Raw genomic sequence first — 24,695 nt, 5'->3', positions numbered from 1 at the left:
CGGGCCGGGCTCACTGGCGCTTGTTCCACCCACCTTACGTCAGGCTCCAACGACAAGCGCAGTCCGCCGCTTCAATTCCATCCTCGGCCTGATGCCTCCTGCCGACTTTGTCGGCCCTGATAGCGAGAGCTATCAGGGCTAACCGTGCCGCTATCAAGAAACAAAAAAACGCCAGGCTCCTCGCCTGGCGCTGGCGTCCGATTGGGGAAGCGCTGTCGCAACGTCACCGCCGCGGCCGCGCCGCCCCAAAGTTGTTCGCTAGTTGCCGAACGGGTTATCCATCGCTCCGCCCGAGTCATCGCCGCCGAACGGGTTGCTGCCGCCAAACGGATTCGACCCACCGCCGCCACCGAACGGGTTGCTGCTGTCGCTGGATCCGCCGGACGCGTCATTGCCGCCCGAGCCGCCGCCAAACGGGTTGCCGCCGCCGAACGGATTTGAGCCGCCGCCACCGCCGAATGGATTTCCGCCGCCGCCAAACGGATTGCCATCGGCCGGCTTGGTCGTCTCTTCCATCGGCTCTTCCGGCTTCTCGGTTTCCTCTTCGGCCGGGACTTCTTCTTCGTCGCCGGTCTTCAGCGGAATGTGAACCTGCGGGAATTCTTTGCCCGTTTCCTGCAAGACGTAGAGGACGCCCGACAAGGTGCCAAGGATGAGTCGATCTGATTCGAGATTGGTGTAGAAGTAGTCGAAGTCGCGAACGCTCAGCTGTCCCATCAGGGCGCCGCTCGCCTTTTCGAGCTTCAAGATCCGCTGGCTCTTGTCGAGCACATAGACATACTCGCCGCTGACCGCCAAAAACTGGCTGACGCCGGGGACGTACCACATTTCTTTGCCGGTGTAAGCCTCGACGGCGTGCATGCCGCCGCGCTGCAGCACGACATACGCGATGTCGTCGATCGCCGGGACCGACGCGACGATCGGTTCGCCATACGAACGCCGCCATTCGATGCGGCCGTCGCGCTGATAGATGCAATAGACGTAACCGCTGGTCGTGGCGAAGAAGTTCAGGCTCGGCGCCAGGTGCGTCGTCGAGGCGATCACTTCGCCGGTCGCTTCGATCCGGTAACGGAACTTGTCGTCAAACGAGTTGCCGGCGTAGACGAAACCGCGATTGGTCGGCCACATCACGGTCGCTTCGGTAATGGTCGGGTTGGCGAAGATCTGTCCGTACGATTGAAAACGGCCGACCGGCTTGGTGGCGTCTTGCAGATCAAAGATTTCGATAATGCCATTCATCAGCGGAGCGTAGATGTGCCCATCGCCAACGACAGCCCCGGCGGTCGGCGGACCGCTCAGATTCCGCTTCCAGAACAGCTCGCCATTTTCGCGATGCAGCACGTAAAGCGTCAAACCATTGACCGTCGCCACATACTTGGCGTCGGCCGACGCCTTTTGCGACGGATAGAACGCTTGGCCCGGCAACTGCGACCACAGCTTACGTCCCGTTTGACCATCCAGCGCGGTCAACACGCCCGAGCTGCTTTGCGCCAGCAGCAAGACTTCCGGCACTTGGTGTTCGACCAGCTCCGGCTTTTCCTTCGATTGATCCAAGCGAGCGACGAACTGGTCCGCCTTCGCTTTCGCTCCTTCGACTCCCAGCGGCTTCCCAAACGGACTGAGATCGCGCGATGAGAACATCGTCGAGCGCCCTTGGTGCTTCACCTCGAAGACGGTCTGCATGTCGTCTGGGCTGATCGCCTGAGCCAGCGAGCTGAGCTTGGCGCCCTTGGCGCCGATCGGCAACTGCGTCGACCAGGTCTTCTGCAACCCAAGTTGCTGCAGCTGCGCGTCTTGCAGCACAGCGCGACCTTGGGCCAGCGCCAGTGACGAAACCGACAGCAGGAGAAGGACAGAGGCGAAACAGTGGAAAAAACGGAGCGTCATCGAAATCCTCAGAAGTGAGTCGAGACCATCAGAGCGAGGGTTGGATAAGCAATCTCTATCATAGTCAACGCCGGAAGGCGAAGCGCGGATAAAGTGAGAAATCTAGGAGAGTTAAGACACGGAAAAGGGGGCAACTTTCCACCTCGTCCTGTGGAGTGGGAGGGGCCGCAACACCGCGCAAGCCCCTGATATATCTATGGTTACGACCTAAAAACCAGTTCCTGGGTCATCTCTGTCGCCTAGACCATCCGGCTGGGTCTTCCTAGGATGAAGGGTTTGCGGCGGTTCCTGCCGCACAAATGCCAGTCGGACGTCCTCCTCCAGCCCGTCTGGGCATGCATCAAAATGCCCTTGTTCGCCGGTCCAGATCGAAACGGAACCCCATGCCCTCGTTGAGCCAATTCTCGACTCAAATCGAAAAAACGCTGGGCTATTTGAACTTCTCTTCTGGAGCGTATGACCCGAAGTTCGCCGCCGCGCTGGCCGAATTATTCGCCGCCGTCGCCCCGGGAGAACCCCGCTCGCGCCCCACTTGGGCCCGCCTGGGAGACGCGCTGCAAGCCGAGCTGAACCGGCTGGCCGGCACTTCTCCCGCCTTTGCCGACACCGAACAAGCGGCCGGCGTGCTCAACTGCCTGTTTGGGCATGTCCTGCCCGGCTACCTCGAGTTCCACCGCGATCTCCTGTTCCACCAGGTCGACGAAGCGATCCTGCTCCCCTTCTTCGTCGTCCGGGCCGCCGAGGCGACCTTGCAGCAAGCCGGACCATGGGACGAAGTCGAGCGAGTCCGCGCCGGCGCCATCAATCAGCTGAACGACTATATCGGCCATCGCCCGATCGCCGCGCTGCAGTCGCGGCGGATGCGTCCCTACGATCATGAGTACTGCCGTCCGGTGCCGATCTTTCTGGCCGGAGCCGGCGTTTCGAGCGGGCGATACTATCGAGTGACGACCAAGGCGCTCGAACTGATCCAGGCGACCAGCCCCGACATTCTGCAAGACGCCTGCTTTGATCCCGACAAGCTCGAAGAGCTCGCCTTCGACCCGCGGGCCTACGATTTCGATCACCCGGTCAACAAGCGGCCCAACTACCAGTTTGGCCAGTGGGATCCCGATCACATCGACAACAGCGGCTTCTACCGCCGGTTCGTCGTGCAGCAAGTGACCCTCGACGCGCTGATGCGGCGGGTCGAAGAAGGCCAGGAAGCCCCGATCGAAGAGCTGGAAGTCGAAGCGGCCGCCGTTCTCGCAGGCGTCATCCTGATGGGCGCCGGCATCTCGGGAACCGGGCCTGACTCGTACGCTTCCGACGTGACGCTGGCCAAGCTGTTGCCGCAAATCGCCGGCTACCGCGATCGCTTTTACGCCGAACTGGTCAACAAGATCCCCGGCGAACATGGCGAGCGGCTGCAACAAGAGGCGATCGTCCGTCGCCAACCGTTTGGCGCCGCCCGGCAACATCTTAACGGCGTCCTCAGCCAACGCCGGGCTCGCCAACTGGCGCACGTTCACCTGGCGCAGCTGTTCGCCCGGATGGGTTATCCCGAAGAAGCAGGCCGCCAGGTGGACGTGGTGCCAACCGCTTCGGCCCGGATGAGCTGCCGGATCGTCTGCTTTGTGACCCTGTCCAACCAGGCGGTCGACCGACGCGAACTGGCGCCGGCGATTGAATATATCGACAAGATCATCGATCGGCTCCATCGCGGCATCGCCTGCGGGGCACTGGTCGATCCGTGGAACATCCTCGGCTTTGAGGCGCAGTTCAGCCTGTTCCCATCGATCGAAAACAGCGTCCGCGACCACCGCGTCGACGACCTGCTGCAGATGATCGAGATCATCATGAACTTGATGTCGCGGATCTGGAGCGAAGCGGCGGCGATTAACGACGCCGATGCGGCCGCCCAGATCGAGAAGCGATTCTCGACGTTCAGCGAGTGGTGGGGCAAGTTCGCCGCCCATGAAGTCTCGGCGGTCGAAGCGATCAACGCCGCCGAAGCGTTTGACGCCGCTCAGCACGTCGCTTCCGCTTTGCGACTGTGGCATCAAGGTGGCGCTGCGACCGGCGACGTCGGCTTTTGGGCGCCGCACGCCGAGATGTTCGACTCGCCCAAGGCGTACGCCCTGGTGATCGAGGCGCTGCTGGAGCGGAGCGATTTTGTCGCGTCGCTGTCGCTGCTGATTCATTGGCTCGAGCGGGCCGATCATGTGCCGCTGCAACTGGGCGAAGCGTCGTTCTTTCCGCTCGCCCGCGAGTGGATGCGGCGAATGCGGGGCGCCGAGACCTCGGCCGAGAAGCGGTGGACGCTCGCTTGCCGGATGCTCGACTTCCTGGAAGCGAACGCCGCCGACTATTGGGGTCCGCCGTCGTGGCTCTCCGGCGGCAAGCAGAGTGGCGCCAGTGACGATCTGGCCGCCTTGTTCGCCGATCCGCATGGCGACGACGAAGACCTGTATGGCGCCGCCTACGAAGAAGTCACCTACGTCGACAGCACCGACGACGGCGTCGAGGGGGACGTCCAAGGAGGAGACTCCTCGGCCGAAGAGACCAAGGAAGAGCTGCACGCCGAATCGCGCCGCGTCAATCTGCGGCTGCTGTTTCTGGAATGCATCGCCCGGCTGTGGCGTTTGACGGCGATGGAAGCGGCCACGCAACCGCCCAGCGAACAAGTGGGCGAGCGGCTGATCGAAATGCGCGAGCGGGCCGTTTCGAACCTCGACGGTCTGTTGCGACTGCTGGCGACGGTTCACAAGTACCAGCTCCCTCGCCCGGCCGGCGATCACCAATCGATGGTCGACTTTGACCGGCAGCGAGCGATCAAAGAGTTTGTGCTGGAGCGGACGATCATCACCGCCGCAGCCGCCGCCTCTTCTGCCCGATTGCTGGAAGCGGCCGCCGTTCGCAGCATGGAAGGAACCACGCAACAGGAGCTGACCTTCAGCCAACAACTGCCGCCGGAGCTGGCCGACGAACATCGCCAAGGAGTGCTGGTGCTAACGTCGCTGTTGGCCAATCGCGTCGGCGAAACAGGCGACCCGTGGTACGAGTTTATCGAAGCGCTCACCTCCAAGCCGCTCCTCTACATTCCGATCGGCAAAGGTGGCGCCCCGGGGCAGATCGTTGCGGCCCGCGTTCGCCAAGGCGCCATTCGCGAGCTGCTCGCCTGGCTGCCGCGGCTGGGTCTGTTTGAGCGTTCGCGGCAACTGCTGGAAACGGCCCGGGCGATGGAACGCGACAACCCGGTCGGCCCGAGCGCCGTGACCGAGTTCGATTCGCTGTTCGAGGCGGCCTACACGGCGCTGGTCAGCGCGTTGTCCGACTCGTCCAAAGAATGGAAGGCAGGCTCCAAGAGTAAGCGAAAAACCCGCACCGTCGAGACCGAACTGGTCGAGTGCCTGGAGCAGATCACCCAGCACATGCTGATCGTCTGGCTGCACCATAGCCGGACGCTGCGACTGTCGGCGGTCGAGAAGTTCCAGGACGAGCCCCGCTGGACGCAGATGAAATCGTTCATCGAAACCTACGGCGGCGACCTGTTTACGCAGTACTTCTTCAACCGCGGCAACATTCGGTCGATCCTGCACCAAGGGGTCCAAGTTTGGGTCGAGCGGATCAAGAACGAACTGCCGGAAGAAGAATGGCCCGCCTTTGTGACCGCCCTGACCGACCAGCGTGATCTGCGCAACGCGATCGACTGCATCACGATGACGCTGGAAGCGGTGCTGGAAAACTATCCCGAGTACCGCGACTACAACAGCACCACCACGCAAAGCGACCGGGGCGAACTGCTGTACATGTTCCTCGATTTTCTCCGTCTGCAGACGATGTACGAGCGGATCGAGTGGAACCTGAAGCCGGTCGTGCTGGCCCATGAAATCCTAGTGCGTCGCGGCCATGCTGAAGCGGCCCAGTTGTGGCGGCGGGCCTTGGCCGAACGGATTGGCGACGAAGCGAACAAGTTTGTCGGTCACTTGGGCGAACTGCAGCAGAAGTACTCGATGCGGATGCCGACGATCGCCGACCGCATTCACCAACGCTTCTTACAGCCGCTGGCGGTCGATCGCGTTTGCTCGCTGGTCGAACAGGCGATGGAAGAGGCGAGCGGCGAAACGCACACCGCCTTTGAACTGCTCCGCAAAGAAGCGGACGTGCTGGTCGAAGAGCCGAGCGGCGTCGGCCTGGACGTGCCCGCCTGGCTGGTCGCCCTGGAAGCGGAAGTGGTGAAGATCGAACGGCGACGTCATTTTGGCGGCGACGACGAAGAGCAGAAAGCGAACTTCATCCCGCAAAAGACGCTCGACATCGAACACCTGCATAGCCAGATCGACCCCTGGCAAACGTCGCTGACCGACGCCAGCGACGATGACGAGTACGACGACGAAGAAGAGTAGTCGCAAGAAAAAGACGAAGCCGAGCAAGGGCCTACTCGGCTTCGCGGAACCCATGACGGGTCAGGACAGATTTGCTACTCGACGGGTCTACTCGACTGGTCTACTCGACTGGTCTACTCGACTGGGCGAGTCGACTTCTTTACTCTGCGTCCACAGCGGCGATTTGCGCTTCGATCACCGCTGGGGCATCCATGATGCCGTCGCCGTTGGTGTCGAGCGCGAACCGCTGCGGCGAGTCGGCTTCGACTTCGGCGCCCCGTTCGCCACCACGTTCACCACGCTCACCGCCACGCTGACGACCTTCGCCGTCACGCGGGCCGCGAGGGCCGGCTTCGCCACGATCGCCGTCACGACGACCACGCGGGCTCGCTTCACCCCGATCACCGCCACGTTGGCCACGCTCACCACGCGGACCAGCTTCGCCGCGCTGACCATCCATCGGACCGCGAGGACCACGAGCGATCGGACCGCGACCTTCAAAGCCTCCCCGTCCCTCGAATCTGCGTCCTTCCATGCCGCGACCTTCAAAGCTGCGGCCTTCGAAGCCACGCGACGGGAAACCGCCCCGCATCATCGGACCGCGAGGACCGGCGAAGCTGGGACGTCCTTCGCCTGCCTTCTTGGCTTCTTCCTTCTTCGGCGCGTCCTTCTTCGCTCCCGGCTTCTTGTCCGACTTCAGGGCGTTTTCGAGCCGGGCCACCTTTCGCTTCAGCGAGGCGTTTTCGGCCATCAACCGGCGGATCGCCACGGCCGGCTCTTTGATCCCTTCCGGCATCCCCGGGCCGCTGCGCTTCATCTCGGGCTTCTTGGCGAAGTCTGGCTTTTTCATCTCGGGCTTGCCATGGCCAGGACCGAAGCTGCGATCAGCAAAGCCGCGTCCTTCAAAGCCGCGGTGCATCGACATGCCCCGAGCAGGACCAAAACCATGACGCGAAGGCCCCGGCATCGAGCGGCCGTGCATCGAGAAGTCAGGCTTCTTCATCTCGGGCTTGCCGAATCCTCGACCATCGAAGCCGCGATGCGACCGGCCGTGCATCGAGCGGCCAAACTTCGAAAAGTCGGGCTTCGGGCCAAACCGGCGGTGCATTCCCATCTCGCCGTGACCTGGCCCACGGTGTTCGCCGCGACCTTTGTCGCCGTGACCTTTCGCGGCGCGGTCCTTATCGCCATGCCCCTTGTCGCCGCGGTCTTTATCACCATGGCGCGGGCCGCGATGTTCCGATTTGCCTTTGCCTTTGGCGCCATGCTCGCCGCGTGAGCCCGGCTTGCCATGGCCGCGACGTTCCGGCTGGGCGTCGCTCTGTTTCTTTTGGTCGCCGCGGGGGCCGGGCTTGAAGGCGACTTGGTAGTCTTCGGCCACCAATTCTTCCGCCGTCAACGGAGCGACCGGGGCCTCGGCGGCCAGCGCCAGCGACGAGAAACCAAGCGTGCCGAACAAACAGGCGCCGGCGGCAATCGCAGGACGCGACAACGGGGCGATTCGCACAAACCAATCCATAACTAACTCTACTCCAATGATAAGTTTCGAACCGCGCAACCAGGTTCAAAAAACAGTAAGCGGGTCCTTGGTAAGCGATGTAGCGGGGCGAAGAAGAATCGTTCGCTTCCCTGCTCTTCCGTTTCCAAAGACGTTCGCCTTGTGTTTGATCTAACCAAACCGGCGGCGGAAAGTTTCGCGCTCCGTTCGCGCTATTGCGCGCTTTTTCGCTTTTGCAGAGCTAGCTAGGTCGCTTAACTCGCCAATCATCCGCGCACGAAAAAAGCCGAGGCAATCTGCACTCGGCTGGTTGGATTTGGCTAAGCGATCGAAGGCTACTCGATGTACGGACTTGGCGCCGCCGCCGCCTCACCATCACGCGGGCCTTCCGGTCGTGGACGGTCACCATCACGCATACCTTCCGGTCGTGGGCGGTCACCATCACGCATACCTTCCGGACGTGGGCGGTCACCGTAACGCATGCCTTCCGGACGTGGGCGGTCACCGTAACGCATGCCTTCCGGTCGTGGGCGGTCGCCGTCACGCATGTCTTCCGGTCGTGGGCGGTCGCCGTCACGCATGTCTTCCGGTCGTGGGCGGTCGCTGTCACGGGGAGGGACCCCTTCCAACTTGTTGATGCGGTGCTGCATCCGCAGCATGTGCATCTCTTCGCGTAGCATGTGCATCTCTCTCCGCAGCATGTGCATCTCTTCCCGCAGCAAGCCGATCATTTCCTGATGAGAATGAGGCGCCATTTCACCTTCGCGACGGGGCGGAGGGCCGAAATCTCCCTCACGTCGCGGCGGAGGACCAAACTCTCCTTCGCGCCGCGGGGGGGGACCGAAGAAGCCAGGCTCGCCTTCACGTCGCGGCGGACGGACGAAATTGCGTTCGCCCCGCGGCGGAGCGCCATAGCCGAACTCCCCTTCATCCAAGAACTCCCGCTCTTCGTGGGGACGATCATCGTCGGCCAACACGCGCGGCGAAGAAAGCATCGCCACCGCAACCCACAGACCGACCGGCACGACCACCAACGCAATTCCAACCGGCAGCAAGCGGGCCGACTCGGGGCCTGGGGCGATGCCCAGGGCGTGCCGCACGCGGTTCAACAAGTTCATCGTACGATCTCCAAGAAAAGGGGTGGCCAGCACGGCGGCGGCGGGTTCCAGTTGCCGACGGGCGACAAGCTCTAGCGATTGGGCGTACTGCACGCGCCGGCCGGTCGCCAGAATCGCCATTTCGTCGCAGCAAAATTCGCGCTCGACGCGCACCTGCCGCGAGATGCACCAGACCGCCGGATGATAGAAGAACAACGCTTCGATCACCCGCTGCGCCGCATTGATCCATAAGTCGCCGCGACGAATGTGGGCTAGCTCATGCGCGATCACCGCTTCCAGCACGTCGGGCGAAAGCTCGGTCAGCCAGGCGGTCGGCAACAACACCATCGGCTGCAAAATGCCGAGGGTCATCGCTTCGCCAATGCGCGAACTGACGCCGATCGCCGGCGTCGTCAAAAAGCCAATTCGGCGACTGATCTGATCGGCGATCGTTTGAATCGAACTTTCGAGCCGGGCCCCTTCGGTCCGCAGCCACACGGTCGCCGCATAGGCGAAGATCAGTCGCCCGCCAAACAGCAGCACGCCGACCAACCAGGCCGACAGCAAGATCGGCTGAAAGCGATAGACCAGGTTCACCCCCAACGACGTATCGGCCGGGGTCATGGCGGCGGTTTCTGCGTTCGATTCTTCGGTAAGGCCCGCCGTCAGCAGCCCAGTCTCGTCAACGACTTCTTCTCCCGAAATCTCCGCCGCCGCGATCAGCGACGTTGCGTCAATGACGACCGGCGGTTGTTGCGGCGTCAGACAGGCGGTCACAATCGGACAGGCCGCCAACGCAAACAACGCGACGACACCGGCCAGATAGCGGGTCTCGGGGCGGGCCGAATAGCGCATCGCGCCAACCCACAACAGCCAGATCAGCGCCCCTTGCCACACAAAGTGGATCAGCGCCATCGTCAGCTGAAAGAAAATCGGGTCGGAGAGGGGCTCCCAAATCATCAACCATCTCCTGGCGGCTGGTCGGTATCCTCATACTGGGCGAGCGTGCGGCGGATGGCGTCTAACTCTTCGCTGGAGGGTTTCGACTCTTCCAGCAAATGGGCGACCAGGCTGCTCGCCGAACCGCCAAACGCACGACCGAGCACGTCGTGTAAAATTCCACCTAGTGTTTTATCACGAGTCCGCTTCGCTTCGTAGATAAAAGCGCGCCCTTCCGGCTTTCGCTCCAGCAGCCCCTTGTCGGCCATCACGTTCATCAAACTCATGACCGACGTGTAAGCCCGGGGCCGAGTCTGGTTTAATTCGTTCATGACGTCCCGGACGGTCGAGGGCCCTCGTTCCCACAGAACCTTCAGAACCTCCAGTTCGCCCGCCGTCGGAGTCGTCTGTTTTGGTCTTGGCATATCGCGCTTGCCCTTATTTATCCTCAATGACCCGCTTATTCTACGGTAAAAACAGTAGTCCTCGATGAAGAAACCCGTAGAAAATAAAATCTTTCCGATCTAACCCGGCGATAATGGTTGAGTTTCGTACAAACTAGTAGATCGTACGATAGGCTCTAACTGCCTGTTGAAAAATGCCATCGTGGCATTTTCCAACCTCGCCAGGCTCAGAGCGTAGCTCTTCGCGGCTCGCAAAATAACGACTCACGTCGCTATTTTGGGATCGCATCCGTGCGATCACGCAGTCCGTCGAGAAAGTCAACGGACTGCTAGATGCAGTCGCAAGTTTCAAAAAACGCAAAAGGAAGCCGCATGCGGACCTGTTCTCTGCTGATCGCCCTAAATCTTTTCTGCACAAGCGCTTGCAACTCGGCATCGGCCGAAATTCTCCAAGTCGGCTCCTGGAATATCGAGTGGCTCGGCAAACCGGAGATGCGCAAGCAGGATCCCCAGAAACCAGCCGACCTGGCGGCGGAGATCAACTCCTCTGGGGTAGACATTCTAGCCCTGCAGGAGATCTCCGACACCGATCCTGCGCATGATCGCGTCGGCAATCAGACGCTCGATCAGGTCGTCGCCATCCTCAACAAGAAGCAGGGAAACGACTGGAAATACGAACTCTTCCCCAAACGCGATCCGTACGCCGAGGATCAGCTGACCGGCGTCGCCTGGAATGAGGCCCGCGTTCACCGCGTCGGCGGGGCAATGCGGATCGAGCCGGTCGATCTGCTGGGAGACAACTATTACACCTGGGACCGTCAGCCGCACGCGGTCAAGTTTTCGGCCGGCGAAGGAAAGACCGACTTCGTACTCGTCCCGCTCCATATGAAATCGAACTACGGCGGCGCCTCCCGCGAGATGGCCAAGCATCGCGCCGCCGAAGCAAGCGCCTTGGTGGTCGAACTTCCCAAGATCAAAGCCGCCTTTGGGGATGACGACATCGTGCTGATCGGCGACAGCAACATGCTCTCGGCCCAAGAGCCTGGCGCCAAGAAGTTCGCCCAGGCCGGCTTCCGCGATCTCAACGCCGCCGACCAAAACACCCACGTCAACAACGCGCCGTTCGATCGGATCTTCGTCCCCAAAGATCAACAAGAATTCGCCAACTCCCGCCAGGCAGTCCTCGTCGCCAACAACCGCCGCGAGTTCGAGCAGAAACTTTCCGACCATTACCTCGTCTCGACGCAGATCGTGATCGGCGCCGATGACGACGAAGGTGGAGCCCCGGCGGCGATGTCGGTCGCCCCCACAAGGCCGCGCCCCAGTCCGCAACAGCCCAGCGACCTGCAAATCTTGGCGGTGCTGCCCGATCCGTATTCTAAGGATGACGGCAACGAGGCGGTCGTGTTGGCCAGCAGTTCGACCCGACCGCTCAAGCTCGACGGTTGGCGGCTGACCGACGACGACGGCGGCAACATCAAGCTCACCGGCGAGATCCCCCCCTGCTCCGCCATCACAATCCACCACCCCGGCGAAGCCTGGCTCAGCAACCGCGGCGACGAACTACGCCTGGTCGATCCCGACGGCAACGTCATCGACGAAGTTCGCTACACCCAAGATGACGTCGAGCCCGGCAAGTTTATTACGAATTTGAAACGGAAATAAACGCCCCGAAGAAAAGCGGAAAGCCGAGACCCGAAAACGGCCAACACCACCTCCCGCGTAGGGTCCGCTGAGCGAACCAACTTCCCACCGGGCGCCACTGGCCTTCAGCAAGTGCTCTTTATGATCGAAGTGACGCGGTTGAAGTACGGAGCTGGATATCGATTCACGGAAGACACTGGCTGAAGGCCAGTGGCACCCAGCCTACCCAGGGCCTACGAAGCGTCAAAAAAGGCTTGCAAACCTGCCTGGCATTTCGTACACTACACCCCTTAAAGTTGCGGGTGCCTGATCAATCGCCCGCCGAGCCAAAATTCTTCGCGCCCTGCATGGCGGCAAGGCGAATTTTCCGAAGCACGCAGGTCGCTGATGGCCCTCCCTGCGCGCTGAGCGAACCAACTTCCCACCGGGCGCCAGTGCTCTTCAGATCGAAGTGACGCGGTCGAAGTATGGAGCTGGATACGGATTCACGGAAGACACTGGCGGAAGGCCAGTGGCATTCAGATTTTGTTTTCACAAACCAAGGGAAATCTCATGCGCCGAGCCCGAATTCAGAAGTTTCAAACCCGGATGCGTCAGTTGCGGAAAGAGCTGCGAGCGAAGGAAACTGCCGAACAACTCGCCGCCGACCGAACGAAAATCATCGAGCGGCTCGACGCGCTGACCAGTGACGATTCCGCTTCCAAAGATATTGACTTCTTCCGCATCGACGTTGGCGGCGGTGATGAGGCGAAAGAGACGCATCGCACGCTCTCGACTGCCGAAATGCTCGCCGAGCGAAAGCCGCAGGCGTGGCTCTTCCCGAATTTGCTCACCAAGAACGAACCGGCGGTGATCGTTGGCCCGAGCAAGACATTAAAGTCGTCGCTGGCGGTCGATCTCTGCGCGGCGCTCGCGACCGGCGGCAAGTTTTTGGGAGAGTTCGCCGCTGAAAAAGTGTTCCGCGTCGGCTTTGTTGGCGCCGACAACAAGCAATCGCAGCTCGCCGACTTGGCGGTCCGGTGGAGCGCTGCCCGGGAGGAAAACCCAACGCTCGACAACCTGCAGTGGTTCATGGCGGTCGAGGAGCCGGCAGCTCCGGAGAACCTCGAGAGCTTGCAGAAGTGGATCGAGAAGTTTGAACTAGAAGTCGTCGTGATCGATCCACTGAAGCTCGGTTCCACCAACAAACGCAAGCAGGCCGAAGCGATTCGAACGCTGGTGAAAACCATTTCGAAAGCTGGCGCCACGCCGATTCTCTGCGTGCAAACTCGCAAAGAAATGAAGCCAAGCAAACTCGACGCCTCGATCTTGGCCGGCAGTCTCGACTTCGCCCAGCAGTGGTTATTGGTGAACCGTCGCGAAGCGTTTGAGTCGGGTAGCGGAAAGCACAAACTCTGGCTGTCGATCGGCGGCTACGCTGGGCAAGGTGGCGAGTGGGGCGTTGATATCGACGAGGGTAAACTGACCGATGAAGGAGGCCGGCGCTGGAACGTCACTCTTCGGGAAGCGACCGAGATCGAAGCCGCCGCGAAGCAGGCGAAAGAAGACGTGAAGTTCGAAAAGCTCGAGTCCCAACTCCGCCGCGTCCTAATCGATGCTGGCGAAAGCGGCCTCTGCAAATACAACATCCGCAGCAACAGCGGCATGAGCGGCAGCAAGTTCGGCCCGACCTGGGACCGGATGATGACGGCCGGGAAGATCGTCGAGATGCCGAAAGACCCCCATTCGACGCTCAAGCGATATACGTTGCCGCCGGAGAACGAAAAAAATGAAACGGAGCGATCCAGTCGTAGGGTCCGCTGTGCGGACCACGAACCTGCTCAACAAGCATGAGCAACGGGCGCCAAATGACCGAGCCAGCAGGCTCTTGGTCCGCACAGCGGACCCTACGGGGATGGGGGCTCGAAAAAAACGTGCACTGCGGTCCAGTCCGATCGACGTCGGCCAGCAAAAAAATGCAAACCATCGGTCCAGTCCATCGCAGGATACAAACCAATAAACGGCGCCGCTATTAGATCGCCCCGATGGGCTGATGAAGATGCGGGCTGTGTTTGGCAATTCGAAAATTTTGGAACGTGGCGGTCCGGTTGGGGTTGTTTGCCAAATGGGCGACTCGGCAGGTTCTTGGTCCGCACAGCGGACCCTACGCGGATGGGGGATCAAAAAAACGTGCGCTGCGGTCCGATCGACATCGGCCAGCAAAAAAATGCAAACCATCGGTCCAGTCCATCGCAGGATACGAACCGACAAACGGCGCCGCTATTAGATCGCCCCGATGGGGCTGATGAAGATGCGGGCTGTTTGGCAGTTCGGAAATTTTGGAACGTGGCGGTCCGGTTGGGGTTGTTTGCCAAACGGGCGTTGGGGCAGGTTCTTGGTCCGCACAGCGGACCCTACGGGGATGGGGGATCAAAAAAACGTGCGGGCTGTGGTCCGGTTTGTTGGCTTGCGGGCGGATTCCCTCAGCTTGCGCACTCGGGCTACTATTTAGGCGAACGCTCCTCCTTTGTAGCTTTCGTTGACGATCGGGCAGTCGGGGAGCGACTTCAGGAAGACTTTTCCGTAGCTCTTGGTTTTGACCCGCGGATCGAGGATCACGACGATGCCGGAGTCTTCTTGGGTGCGGATCAGGCGGCCGAAACCTTGGCGGAGTTTGATCACCGCTTCGGGCAGTTGGTACTGGCCGAACGGTTGGCCTCCTTGCTCTTTGATCCGCTCGAGCCGAGCTTGTAAGAGCGGTTGGTCAGGCACGCTAAAAGGAAGCTTAGTGATGATCACGTTTTGCAGGGCGTCACCGGGGACGTCGACTCCTTGCCAGAAGCTGTCGGTGCCGAAGAGAACCGCCTTTTCGGACTGCTTGAACTTTTCGACCATCACGCTGCGCGGCATGCCGTCCGACTGGCTGAACAGTTCGATTCCTTCTTGCGACAGCCAGCGGGTGAGCGAACTGGCGGCCCAGCGGAGCATTTCGTAGCTGGTAAATAGGACAAACGCCCGACCTTGCGTCCGGGCGACATACCGCCGGATCATTTCGACGACCGCCTTGTCGTAGTTCTTGCGGTCGCTGGGGTCGGGCATTTCGTTGACCAAAATCAGCTTCGCTTGTTCGGAGTAGTCGAACGGAGAGCCGAGCGAGAACGTTTCGCTTTTCGTCAAACCAACCCGCGACTTGAAGAAGTCGAACGAGTTTCCGCCGCCGACCGCCAACGTGGCGCTGGTCATGATGACGCTGTCGACCGCTTGAAACAGTTCGCTTCGCAGCGCCGGGCCAACGTCGACCGGGGCGGCCGACAACTTGACGCGACGATAGGGGCCGCGCTGTTGGCTGCTTTCGACCCAGTAGACGGCGTCTTCGATTTTTTGGGTGCGCCAGCTTTCGATCCCATCCGCCAACAAGTAGAGCCGATCGCTCATCGAGGTGAGGTCTTGCCGTTGACTATCGTCGTTCATATCTTCGCCGGCGTTTTTGACCTGGGCGGCCAACTTGGCCAGCGCCGGCGTCAACACGTTGGGGACCAGCTCGGCGTCGCGGACGCGGCCGCTCGACTGCGGGTTCTCTGCGAGCCAAGCGTCGATCTCGGTGAAGAACTGCTGTGCCCGGAATTGGCAATGGACGACCTGCTGCATCGCTTCGGTCAGTCCATGGTGCATCAACAGCCCTTTGTTGGTGCGGTCGTTGAACAGCTTGTTGAGGGTGTAGTCGATCTGGGCCGAGGTGATCGAAAGCCCGAGGTGATCGCCGGCGACCGACTCGATGGTGTGGGCTTCGTCAAAGATCACCGCGTCGTACTTCGGCAACAGATTGACGCCGCTGCGGCGGAGCGCCAGGTCGCTGAAGAAGAGGGCGTGATTGACGATGATGATCTGGGCGTTTTGAACGCGGCGGCGAGCCTTGTAGTAAAAGCAGTCGTTGTAGCTGGGACAGTTGCGGCCCAGGCAATTGCCGCTGTCGCTATGGACTTCGTCCCAAACCGAACCGAGCGGGCGAAACTCCAGATCGCTCAGCGAGCCGTCGCTGGTCTCCTTCGACCAGGTGCGGATGTGGTCGAGCTGATGCTCTTCTTCATCTTTGGCGAACAGCGTTTTGGTCCGACTGAGGGCCGCGCCCATGCGGCGTTTGCTGAGATAGTTGCCGCGCCCCTTGGCCAGCACCGCGGTGAACTCGAGCGGGATCACGCTGTTGAGCAGCGGCAGGTCTTTTTGGATCAGCTGCTCTTGCAGGGCGATGGTGTGGGTCGAGACGATGATCCGCCGGGGGCGATCTTCCTCTTCGTCCCGCGGCTCTTGGCCGACCGCCAAGATCGCAGGGACCAGATAGGCGAAGCTTTTGCCGACGCCGGTGCCGGCCTCGACGATCAAATGCCGCTTGTTTTCGATCGCCGCGGCGACCGCATCGGCCATGTCGAGCTGCTGCTGGCGAAGTTCGTAGCGAGGTAAACGCCGAGCGATACTGCCGTCGGGACCCAAAATGTCGTTTACCGAGTAGCTGCCCATCCCTGCCTTGCTTGTTTGGTTCCTTGCCGTCGCAAATGACCATTCATCTTAACAGGGTCAACGAATTGGGGAAATTGGAAGACAACGGATAGACGATCGCTGTTGACCTAAATAGACTAGTACCCCGATGATACCCCTCTACGGTATTAGCATCAGAGAAAGAGGCGCTCAACTGGGTGAATCGTCAATAGTTTGGGGGAGTCCGGAATGCCGATCGTATTCACGTGCGGTAGCTGTGCGGCCAAATTCAAAGTCGATGAAAAGATGGCGGGCAAGAAGGTCCGTTGTCCAAAGTGCAAGACGATTGGGCAGATCCCCAGTCCGCAAATCGAAGCGGATCTGTTGCCTGATCCCGAGCCGGAACCGCAGATCGACTACCAGGTCAAAGCGAAGGATGACGACGACTTTTGGAGCCAAACGGCTGGAACGGCTCTGCCGTCCAGTCCCAATCCATTTCAGTCCCCTGCAGCGACCGGGGGCTCGGGTGGAAAGAAAAAACGAAGCGTAACGCCCGCTTCGCAGCGCGTCTTGATCCCAGGCATGGTCTTGTTGACGCTGGTGGTCTTGCGCGTGGTGGCGGAGATCGGGCTTGTCATCTTGCTGATCAGTGCCGGCAAGTTCAACGTAGTCGGCGGCGGCATCGGCGGACTGCTCGGGTTGGCCTGCATTTATTACACGTTCACAGGTTTGCTCAGTTTCGTGCGGCTGGACGACAGCGGCTCCGCGCAGACAGGGCTGGTGTTGTCGATGCTGCCGTGCGGAACTTCGGTCCTTTGCGTTCTCGCTATTCCCTTTGCGATTTGGGGATTGATTCAGATGAACGACCCGCAGATCAAGTCGAGTTTTCATAGCTAACCCGTTTTTCGTCGGACTGGTTTTTGGCCCAAGACCCGGCCAGGCGCAACGAAGAAACCATTGCCCCGTGGGCGACTTGTCATTTGGCGAGCGCCCGCTGGCTAACTAACTTCGACCGGTTGCGGTTGGGACAGTCGCGAATGCCGATCGAATTCGCTTGCAGCCAATGCTCTACGAAATTTCGTGTGCCTGACCCGTTGGCAGGCAAGATGGTGCGCTGCCCGAAGTGCCAATCGGCCGAGCGGGTGCCGCAGCCAGCGGCAAAACCAGCGCCAGAGCCGGAACTGCGACTGCGAGAAACCAACAACGGGCCCTGGCGCGAAGAGCCCCTTCCGGCAGTCGCCGCGGCGGCGGTTCCGCCGCCCGAGAGCTTGTCGCTGGTCGAGGTGCGGCACCGGATCTCGACGCCGGGGACGGCCCTGTTTTTTGTGGCGATCCTGGCGATGACGGTGAACACGGTGTCGGTGGTCGTGTGGACGTTGCAGCTAATGTTCGCGCCGCCGGCCAACCTGACGGCGGTAGGAGCGGCGTTTTCGATGCTGTTCGGTGGGCTGACGGTCGGTGTAACCGCGGTGATGATGAAAGGGTTAATTCACTTTCGGACCCTCCACAACCGGGTCTGGGCGTGGATCGGCCTGGTGCTGGCAATGACGCCGTGCGGCGCGTCGCTGTTTTGCGTGCTCGGCATTCCGTTCGCCATTTGGGGGATCGTACTGTTGGCGGACCGTCGGATTTCGTCCCACTTCCGCCGTTAGTCGCCGCGGCAAGATTACAGTGGAGTTTACCGGCGGCGCGACTTAGACTTGGCTAACTCCTCTTCCTGTTCGCTTTTGGTGGAATGCCGTTTCGATGCCGATCGAGTTCCTTTGTACTGAGTGCCCCAAGAAACTGCGCGTGCCGGACGACTCGGCCGGCAAGAAGGTAAAATGCCCCGGCTGCGGCCATGTGCAGCGGATCCCGACGCCTGAAGTGGCGCCAGAAGAGCCGCCGTTGCCGCCGCCAGAGCCGGTTACGACCCGGCCGTTGGCTGCGGAAGAGCCGAATCCATTTGCCGAGAACACGGCCAACCCTTACCAATCGCCCAGTGCGTCCGCTTCGACGTCCTCCGACTATCGGGCGCCGACCGGCGGCGGAATGACCGAGCAAACGGCCAAGGTGCTGCTGACGGTGCCGGTGGCGATCATCTTGGTCGCCCAGGCGGTCAACCTATTGTTGTCAGTCCTTTTGACGGGGTTCGCCATTTTCATGCTGGTCAGCCCTCCTAATCCCGCGGATGCGGCCGATCAGGCGGTGGTGTGGATCAGTTTGGCCTCGGCGTGCGGAATTGGTTCAATCTTGAGCATCGCGGCGATCGGATTTTTGATCACCGTGCTGTTTCGCAAGTCGTACACGATGGCGTGGGTCGGCGTGCTGCTGGGGATGATTCCGTGCGGCGCGATCAGCAACTGCCCAACGTTGCTGCTGGCGATTCTCGGCTTTACCGCTGGCATTTGGGCGATTGTGCTGCTGTGCCTGCCGGAAGGAAAAGCGCAATTCCGGTGAGCTGATCGCCGCAATCAACGGACCTCGCCGCAGCGCTAGCACTTTGGCTAGCGGCGGCTTACATTAGTCACATCGCGGCGATTGAGGGCCGCGCCGAACGCTCTTGACCATCTTTGAAGTTACGCCGATGCCGATTGAATTCGCTTGCCAGGTTTGCAAACAACAGATTCGCGTCCCCGACGGGAATGAAGGAAAACGGACGAAGTGCCCCCATTGCTCGGCCGTGCAGCCGATCCCCGGCGGACCGCCGCCGGCGGGCAACGTCTTCTCCGACTCCCCTTCCGGATCGTCATATGGAGGCGCGGCGCAAGACTCTGGCAATCCGTACTCGCAGGCGTCCCCTTCGCAGCCGCAAGGCGAAGCGAATCCGTATGCGTCTCCATACACCGCGTCGGACGCCGGCCGGCCCGGCCCCGGCGGGTTTGAGGCCGCCAAAGGAAAGTTGGCGGTGCCGGCGATCGTCTGCATGTCGCTGCTGGGGATAATGTTGGTGTTGATGGTGCTGGGCCTGGTGATGAACGTCGTCATGCTGGCGGCTGGCCCCAATCAGCGCGATCCGGCCGAGATAATCGGCAATCTGATCGGCAGCGGCATTGTGCTGATCTTCAACGCGTTCACGTTGTTTGCGCTGTACAACGCCAGTCAGCTGCGGACGTACGCGTTGGCGTGGGCGGGCTTCATTTTGGCGCTGCTCCCCTGCTCTTCGGGACTTTGCTGCATCTTTGTGATGCCGTTTGCGATCTGGGGGATGGTGGTGTTGTCGGACGCGGAAGTGCAGCGGCAGTTCCAAGGGTAATGAAGCGGCTAGCGCATGAAAAAACCTGGTTGGATTTCTCCAACCAGGCTTTTCAGTTCTTAGCTAGTGCTCACTGAGCCGAAGCTTAGCGAACGTTGCTGGCCAGACGACGGCGAGCCGGGACAAACGTCATGCTGTCGGCCGGAACCGGAGCCGGCGGCATCGGAGCGGCCGAATCGTCAGCCGGGATCGGCGACATCGGGGCGCTGGTGCTGCCGCAGCTGCTGCATCCGCCACAGCTGGTGCATCCGCCGCAGCTGGCGTCACAACCGCAGGACGAGCCACAGCAGCTCTTCTTGCAGCAGAACAGACGCTTGATGGCGTCGCGGATCGGGGTGCACGAGCAGCACTTCGGGGCGCAACCGCCGCACGAGGTGTCGCAACCGCAACCCATATCGCAGCCGCCGTCGCAACCGCAGGCTTCCGGAGCACAGCAGGTGGCTTCCGGGGCACAGCAGGTCGGTTCGACCGAGCAGCAGCTATCGCAACCGCCACAGCAGCTCTTCTTCTTGTGGCAGAAGAGGCCGTCCAGCAGACCGCACTTCTTCTTGCCGCAGCACGAACCGCAGCTGCTTCCGCAACCGCTATCGCAACCGCAAGCTTCCGGAGCACAGCAGGTGGCTTCCGGGGCACAGCAGGAAGGTTCGCAGCAAGCGGCTTCCGGAGCACAGCAGGTCGGTTCGACCGAGCAGCAACCGGTGTCGCAACCGCACGACGAGCCACAGCTCTTCTTGCAGCAGAACAGGTTCTTCAGAGCGTCACGCAGCGGCGAGCAGCACTTTTTCGAGCAGCAGCTGACCGGTTCGCAGCAGGACGGTTCCGGAGCACAGCAGGTCGGCTCAGGGGCACAGCACGTGGCCGGCGCCGGAGCACAGCAAGTCGGTTGAGGAGCACAGCAGCGCGGGGCCGGAGTGCAACATTTTGGCGTTTGGCAGCACGAGGTCGAGCAGCCACAGCCACCGCCGAGCATCTGGTTCAGCAGACCGGCGGCAAACGATTGGCTACACATCAGCGCAACCAACATCGTTCCCACAACAAGATTCAGTTTCATCGAGCAACGTCTCCTAATGCGTTAGTACTGTGGGCCCGCTCGCAGTCCGTCACTTGGCCGGCGCTCGCGTGAACAGTCACGGTGTGCGACTCCCACGCCGCGAGTGTTCGCTTACAACATCACATCAACAGGCGGGACCGTTGAAACGACGGGTAAGTGTGGGAGCGTCAGTCGGACCTTGTTCAGGAAGCTTGCTAAGCTCCTACAGTCCACACAAAATATTGACCGCTAACTTCGGTCGAGTCTTCCCGTGACTCGATCTCTCCATGCCGAGAGTTAACGTGCCCTCTTTCTCCGCGAGAGGGACTTCAGCACGGCGATCGAATTTCGGTCGCCAGATCACGGTATCGGCCTGCGAATCAATGCCGCTTTACCGATCGAAGTCAATTTCCGCAACTTGGTTTACCTATCCTGTAGCGCAAGATTTAACGCCTCCAGAGACCTGGAAAACCTTAACGATTATCGGGCCAGCCGCAGGGCGGCAAAGCAAACGCAGGCCGCAAACTCACCGCAGCTTCACGCCTGCGCCTCCCGCGATTGGGGCCTTTGTACGAACTGGAAGCGGCGGCGCCGGTTAGCTAAAATAATCAGCGGAAATCTTCCGTGATTCATTCATGTTCGCCGCTCGCCGGTCATTCGGAGTAGTTTATGTCCGCCAGTTCCACCTCAGGCTACGAAGTCGTCCACCTGGCGGCGCTTCCCGGAGTCCCTTGCCCGTGCGGAACCGCCCGCCGCGGACTGGCCGAGGTGGCCGACTATCCCGGCACGATTCACCTGACCGAGATCTCGACCGACGCCAAGCTGCACTACCACAAGCGCCTGACCGAGACGTATTACATCCTCGAGTGTGCCGAAGACGCGCAAATGCAGCTGGATGACGCCCGGATTGACCTGAAGCCCGGCATGCTGGTGATGATTCGCCCCGGCACGCGGCACAGGGCGATCGGGCAGATGAAGATCCTGAACATCGTCTATCCGAAGTTTGACCCCAGCGACGAGTGGTTTGACGACTAGCTGCCTGTTGAAAAATGCCCTCGTGGCATTTTCCAACCTCGCCAGGCTCAAAGCATAGCTCTTCGCGGCTCGCAAAATAACGACTTACGTCGCTATTTTGGGATCGCATCCCTGCGATCCAGCAGCCCGTTGAGAAAATCAACGGATTGCTAGCTGCTGGTTTTACGATTGGCGGCTCGGTTGCGGCAAAACTTCCCAAGTTTTTTGGCGGCCAATGTGGGGCTTTCCCCCTCCGACGTTGTGAAACAAATCACGCTGACGCCAATTTTCTCTGCCAAAATCCCCACTTCGTCGGCGTAAGTCTATTGAATTCTTGGTTTTGCCGTTTGCGGCGGCCTTCAGCTATCAGTTGCCCGGCGACCTCAGACGGCGTATCCTAAACAGAGCGATCCCTACCGCTTGCCCAGCCCGAACAGCAGAACTCTGCAGGTATTCACCCATGACGAAGACTTCCAGTCTCTCTCTCCTACTAGTAATTGCGGCCCTCGCGATCTTCGGCTGCACCCCGCCCGCCACTACGACTCCCACGCCTAGTAATACGTCTGGCGAACATGATCATGACCATGATCACGCCGACCACGATCATGAGCACGAGGGAGAAGAGCACGCCGAAGAGGCGATGCAGCCGGAAGCGGAGAAGCCCGCCGCCGAAGCGTCCTCTGCTAGCGAGATGAAATCGGAAGCAGCGGTCGCCGCGAAGCCGGAACCGATTTCCGAGAGCATTGGCGCCTCGGGCGCTGCTCCGGCGAAGGAAGATGGGGCAGAAATGAAAGCGGCGCCAGCAGCGGAAGCTTCCGCCGCCGCCCCGGTTGAAGAAGCGGAAGCGACCGCGCATGTCGCCACCGACGCCAAGCCGGCCGGCGAAGCCGATCCGCAAGATTGGACGTATGTCCGCGGCCCGCAGTTCAACGGTCACTCGCAAGCGACCGGCCTGCTTGACGACTTCGATGCCGAAGGGGGCGAAGGAAGCAACGTCAAATGGTTCGCCGAAGAGTTCGGCTCCCGCAGCACGCCGATCGTGATGAATGGCAAGCTTTACACGCTGTGCCCCGCCGAACAAGGGACCAAGCGTGAAGGAGAACGGGTCGTTTGCCTCGACGCCCAAACTGGCGAGTTCCTCTGGGAGAATCGCTTCAACGTTTACCTGTCGGACGTGCCGGTCGAACGAGTCGGCTGGTCGGCCGTCGTCGGCGATCCGACCAACGGCAAGATCTACGCCCTGGGGGTCTGCGGTCACTTCCAGTGCATCGACGCCGAAACCGGCAAGACCGAATGGGTTCATAAGCTGCACGAAGAGTATGGTCTGCTGTCGACCTATGGCGGCCGCACCAATTTCCCGATCGTCTTTGAAGATCTGGTCATCATCAGCGCCGTCGTGATCGGCTGGGGCGACATGGCCAAGCCGGCCCATCGCTTCATGGCGTTCGACAAGAACACCGGCGAAATGATCTGGTTCGAAGGAACCCGTCTGCTGCCGGATGACACCACTTACAGCGCCCCGGTCATCGCCACGCTTAACGGTCAAAAGGCGATGGTCTTCGGCTCGGGCGACGGCGCCTTCTGGGCGCTGCAGCCCCGTACGGGTAAAGAGATCTGGCACTACAACATGTCGATGCGCGGCATCAACGCTTCGCCAACCGTCGACGGCGACGTCGTCTATGTCGGTCATAGCGAAGAGAACCTGGGCGACATCTCGTCGTTCATGGGGAACGTCGCCGCGATCAAAGGCGACATGACCGGCGACATCACCGGCAAAGGCCTGATCTGGCAACAGCCCGAAATCATGATGGGCAAAAGCACTCTGCTGAAGGTCAACGATTACGTCTACGCCTTCAACGACGCCGGCAAGGTCTTTGGCTTTGACGCCAAGACCGGCGAACCGGTTGGTCGCCGCGTGGCGATCGGCCGGGCCATGCGGTCCAACCCGCTCTACGCCGACGGCAAGATCTACGCGTTTGAAACCAACGGCAACTGGGCGATCCTCGAGCCGCAAGAAGACGGCTCGCTGGAGATTCTCAACAAGGGCCGATTCCGCGATGGCGAAGTCAACGGCTCGCCGATCTGCGCTCAAGGCCTGATCTACGTGCCGACCTCGGCCGGCATCTACTGCCTGGAAGATCCGACCAAAGAAAAAGGTTTCAAAGGCCTGCCTCCGGTGACCCCGGAAGCTCCTGTCAGCGACAATCCCGAGATCGCTCAGCTGCAAGTGACTCCGTGTGAGCTGCTGCTGAAGCCTGGCCAATCGCAGCAGTTCGACGTCGTCGCCTACAACAAGCTGGGCGAAAAGCTCGACGCTGACCTCAGCGGCGTCAAGTTTGAACTGACCGGCCCCGGCAAGATCGACGCCAACGGACTGTACACTGCCGAAACGAGCGACGCCCACACCGCAACGACCGTTACGGCCAAATTGGACGAAGTGAGCAGCGAAGCCCGGATTCGCACGATTCCGAACCTTCCCTGGAGCTTCAACTTCGACGATATCGCCTTGGATCCGGCCACCGGCGCCGGCCAACCGCCGATCACTTGGGTCGGCGCCCGCTATCGTCACGTCATTCGCGAGATCGACGGCAGTCAGGCGATGGTCAAGATCACGACCATTCCGAAGGGTACCCGCAGCCAATCGTGGATGAGCAGCCCCGAGCTGCACGACTACACGATTCAGGCCGACGTCAAAGCGGCCAAGACCGAGGATGGCCAACTGCCTGACATCGGCTTGATCGCCCAAGGTTATCAGTTCGTGCTCAACGGCAACGACAAGACGATGCAGGTTCGCAGCTGGGTGACCCAGATGCGGATGGCCAAGTCGCTTCCGTTTGAGATGGAAGCGGACGACTGGTACGTGATGAAGCTGCAGGTTTCCAACGAAGGCGATATCGCCGTCGTTCGGGGCAAGGTCTGGAAGAAGGACGAAGCCGAACCGTCCGACTGGACCATCGTCGGCGAGGACACCATCCCCAACCGCGACGGCAGCCCTGGCTTCTTCGGCAAGGCGACCAACGCCGAGTTGTACATCGACAACGTGACGGTCACGCCCAACGACAACTAGTCGCCGCGCGGCCTGACGTTCTTTCCCCCCTTAGATTATAAGCCTACCCATAGAGTTTTCG

General features: G+C 60.8%; 15 protein-coding genes. 9 read left to right on the top strand and 6 right to left on the bottom strand.

What is annotated here, in order from left to right; genetic code table 11:
- Positions 1 to 258: 258 nt before the first annotated feature.
- Positions 259 to 1,887: an outer membrane protein assembly factor BamB family protein gene (locus Enr8_RS01225; RefSeq protein ID WP_146428799.1), complete on the bottom strand. Its 1,629-nt coding sequence runs from the start codon at positions 1,885 to 1,887 to the stop codon at positions 259 to 261.
- 383 nt (positions 1,888 to 2,270) lie between these two features.
- Here Enr8_RS01225 and Enr8_RS01220 point away from each other — a divergent pair, with 383 nt between their 5' ends.
- Positions 2,271 to 6,275, top strand: coding sequence for a hypothetical protein (locus Enr8_RS01220; RefSeq protein ID WP_146428798.1), 4,005 nt, complete (start codon positions 2,271 to 2,273; stop codon positions 6,273 to 6,275).
- A 139-nt stretch (positions 6,276 to 6,414) separates the two neighbouring features.
- Here Enr8_RS01220 and Enr8_RS01215 read toward each other — a convergent pair whose 3' ends face one another.
- The 3 genes from Enr8_RS01215 to Enr8_RS01205 form a co-directional block, all read right to left on the bottom strand.
- Positions 6,415 to 7,773 carry a collagen-like domain-containing protein gene (locus Enr8_RS01215; protein ID WP_146428797.1) on the bottom strand — a complete coding sequence of 453 codons (1,359 nt, stop codon included), beginning with the start codon at positions 7,771 to 7,773 and terminating at the stop codon, positions 6,415 to 6,417.
- A 314-nt stretch (positions 7,774 to 8,087) separates the two neighbouring features.
- A complete protein-coding gene (locus tag Enr8_RS01210) occupies positions 8,088 to 9,809 on the bottom strand; it encodes a M56 family metallopeptidase (RefSeq protein WP_146428796.1) in 1,722 nt (573 codons plus the stop codon).
- Positions 9,809 to 10,213, bottom strand: coding sequence for a BlaI/MecI/CopY family transcriptional regulator (locus Enr8_RS01205; protein ID WP_146428795.1), 405 nt, complete (start codon positions 10,211 to 10,213; stop codon positions 9,809 to 9,811). The genes Enr8_RS01210 and Enr8_RS01205 overlap by 1 nt, the downstream gene beginning before the upstream one ends.
- 351 nt (positions 10,214 to 10,564) lie before the next feature.
- Between Enr8_RS01205 and Enr8_RS01200 the strand changes: the two genes are divergently transcribed.
- Together Enr8_RS01200 and Enr8_RS01195 are read left to right on the top strand one after the other, a co-directional pair.
- Positions 10,565 to 11,857 (top strand): lamin tail domain-containing protein, encoded by a 1,293-nt coding sequence (locus Enr8_RS01200; protein ID WP_186767367.1) that lies wholly within the window; start codon positions 10,565 to 10,567, stop codon positions 11,855 to 11,857.
- A gap of 531 nt (positions 11,858 to 12,388) precedes the next feature.
- A complete protein-coding gene (locus Enr8_RS01195) occupies positions 12,389 to 13,669 on the top strand; it encodes an AAA family ATPase (protein ID WP_246119906.1) in 1,281 nt (426 codons plus the stop codon).
- Positions 13,670 to 14,323: 654 nt separating this feature from the next.
- Here the strand turns inward: Enr8_RS01195 and Enr8_RS01190 are convergent.
- Positions 14,324 to 16,330, bottom strand: coding sequence for an ATP-dependent DNA helicase (locus Enr8_RS01190; protein ID WP_146428793.1), 2,007 nt, complete (start codon positions 16,328 to 16,330; stop codon positions 14,324 to 14,326).
- 207 nt (positions 16,331 to 16,537) lie between these two features.
- Between Enr8_RS01190 and Enr8_RS01185 the strand changes: the two genes are divergently transcribed.
- The 4 genes from Enr8_RS01185 (at position 16,538) to Enr8_RS01170 (ending at position 19,523) form a co-directional block, all read left to right on the top strand.
- Positions 16,538 to 17,185, top strand: coding sequence for an MJ0042-type zinc finger domain-containing protein (locus Enr8_RS01185; protein ID WP_146428792.1), 648 nt, complete (start codon positions 16,538 to 16,540; stop codon positions 17,183 to 17,185).
- A gap of 140 nt (positions 17,186 to 17,325) precedes the next feature.
- Entirely contained in the window at positions 17,326 to 17,940 is a 615-nt protein-coding gene (locus Enr8_RS01180; RefSeq protein WP_146428791.1) for an MJ0042-type zinc finger domain-containing protein, read from the top strand.
- 94 nt (positions 17,941 to 18,034) lie between these two features.
- On the top strand, positions 18,035 to 18,727 hold the full coding sequence (locus Enr8_RS01175; RefSeq protein WP_146428790.1) for a zinc ribbon domain-containing protein: 693 nt from the start codon (positions 18,035 to 18,037) through the stop codon (positions 18,725 to 18,727).
- 127 nt (positions 18,728 to 18,854) lie between these two features.
- Positions 18,855 to 19,523, top strand: a complete 669-nt coding sequence (locus tag Enr8_RS01170; RefSeq protein ID WP_146428789.1) for a hypothetical protein — start codon at positions 18,855 to 18,857, stop codon at positions 19,521 to 19,523.
- Between the two features lie 85 nt (positions 19,524 to 19,608).
- On the opposite strand, the gene Enr8_RS01165 is transcribed toward Enr8_RS01170, so the two are convergent.
- Positions 19,609 to 20,574: a hypothetical protein gene (locus Enr8_RS01165; RefSeq protein ID WP_146428788.1), complete on the bottom strand. Its 966-nt coding sequence runs from the start codon at positions 20,572 to 20,574 to the stop codon at positions 19,609 to 19,611.
- Between the two features lie 648 nt (positions 20,575 to 21,222).
- Here Enr8_RS01165 and Enr8_RS01160 point away from each other — a divergent pair.
- Both Enr8_RS01160 and Enr8_RS01155 read left to right on the top strand, forming a co-directional pair.
- Entirely contained in the window at positions 21,223 to 21,588 is a 366-nt protein-coding gene (locus Enr8_RS01160; protein ID WP_146428787.1) for a cupin domain-containing protein, read from the top strand.
- Between the two features lie 439 nt (positions 21,589 to 22,027).
- The gene (locus tag Enr8_RS01155) at positions 22,028 to 24,634 is read left to right on the top strand and encodes an outer membrane protein assembly factor BamB family protein (protein ID WP_146428786.1); all 2,607 of its coding nucleotides are present in this window, start codon (positions 22,028 to 22,030) and stop codon (positions 24,632 to 24,634) included.
- Positions 24,635 to 24,695 lie beyond the last annotated feature (61 nt).

The sequence above is a fragment of the Blastopirellula retiformator genome, from assembly GCF_007859755.1.
Classification (GTDB): Bacteria; Planctomycetota; Planctomycetia; order Pirellulales; family Pirellulaceae; genus Blastopirellula; species Blastopirellula retiformator.
This window is presented reverse-complemented; position numbering and strand designations above follow the sequence as displayed.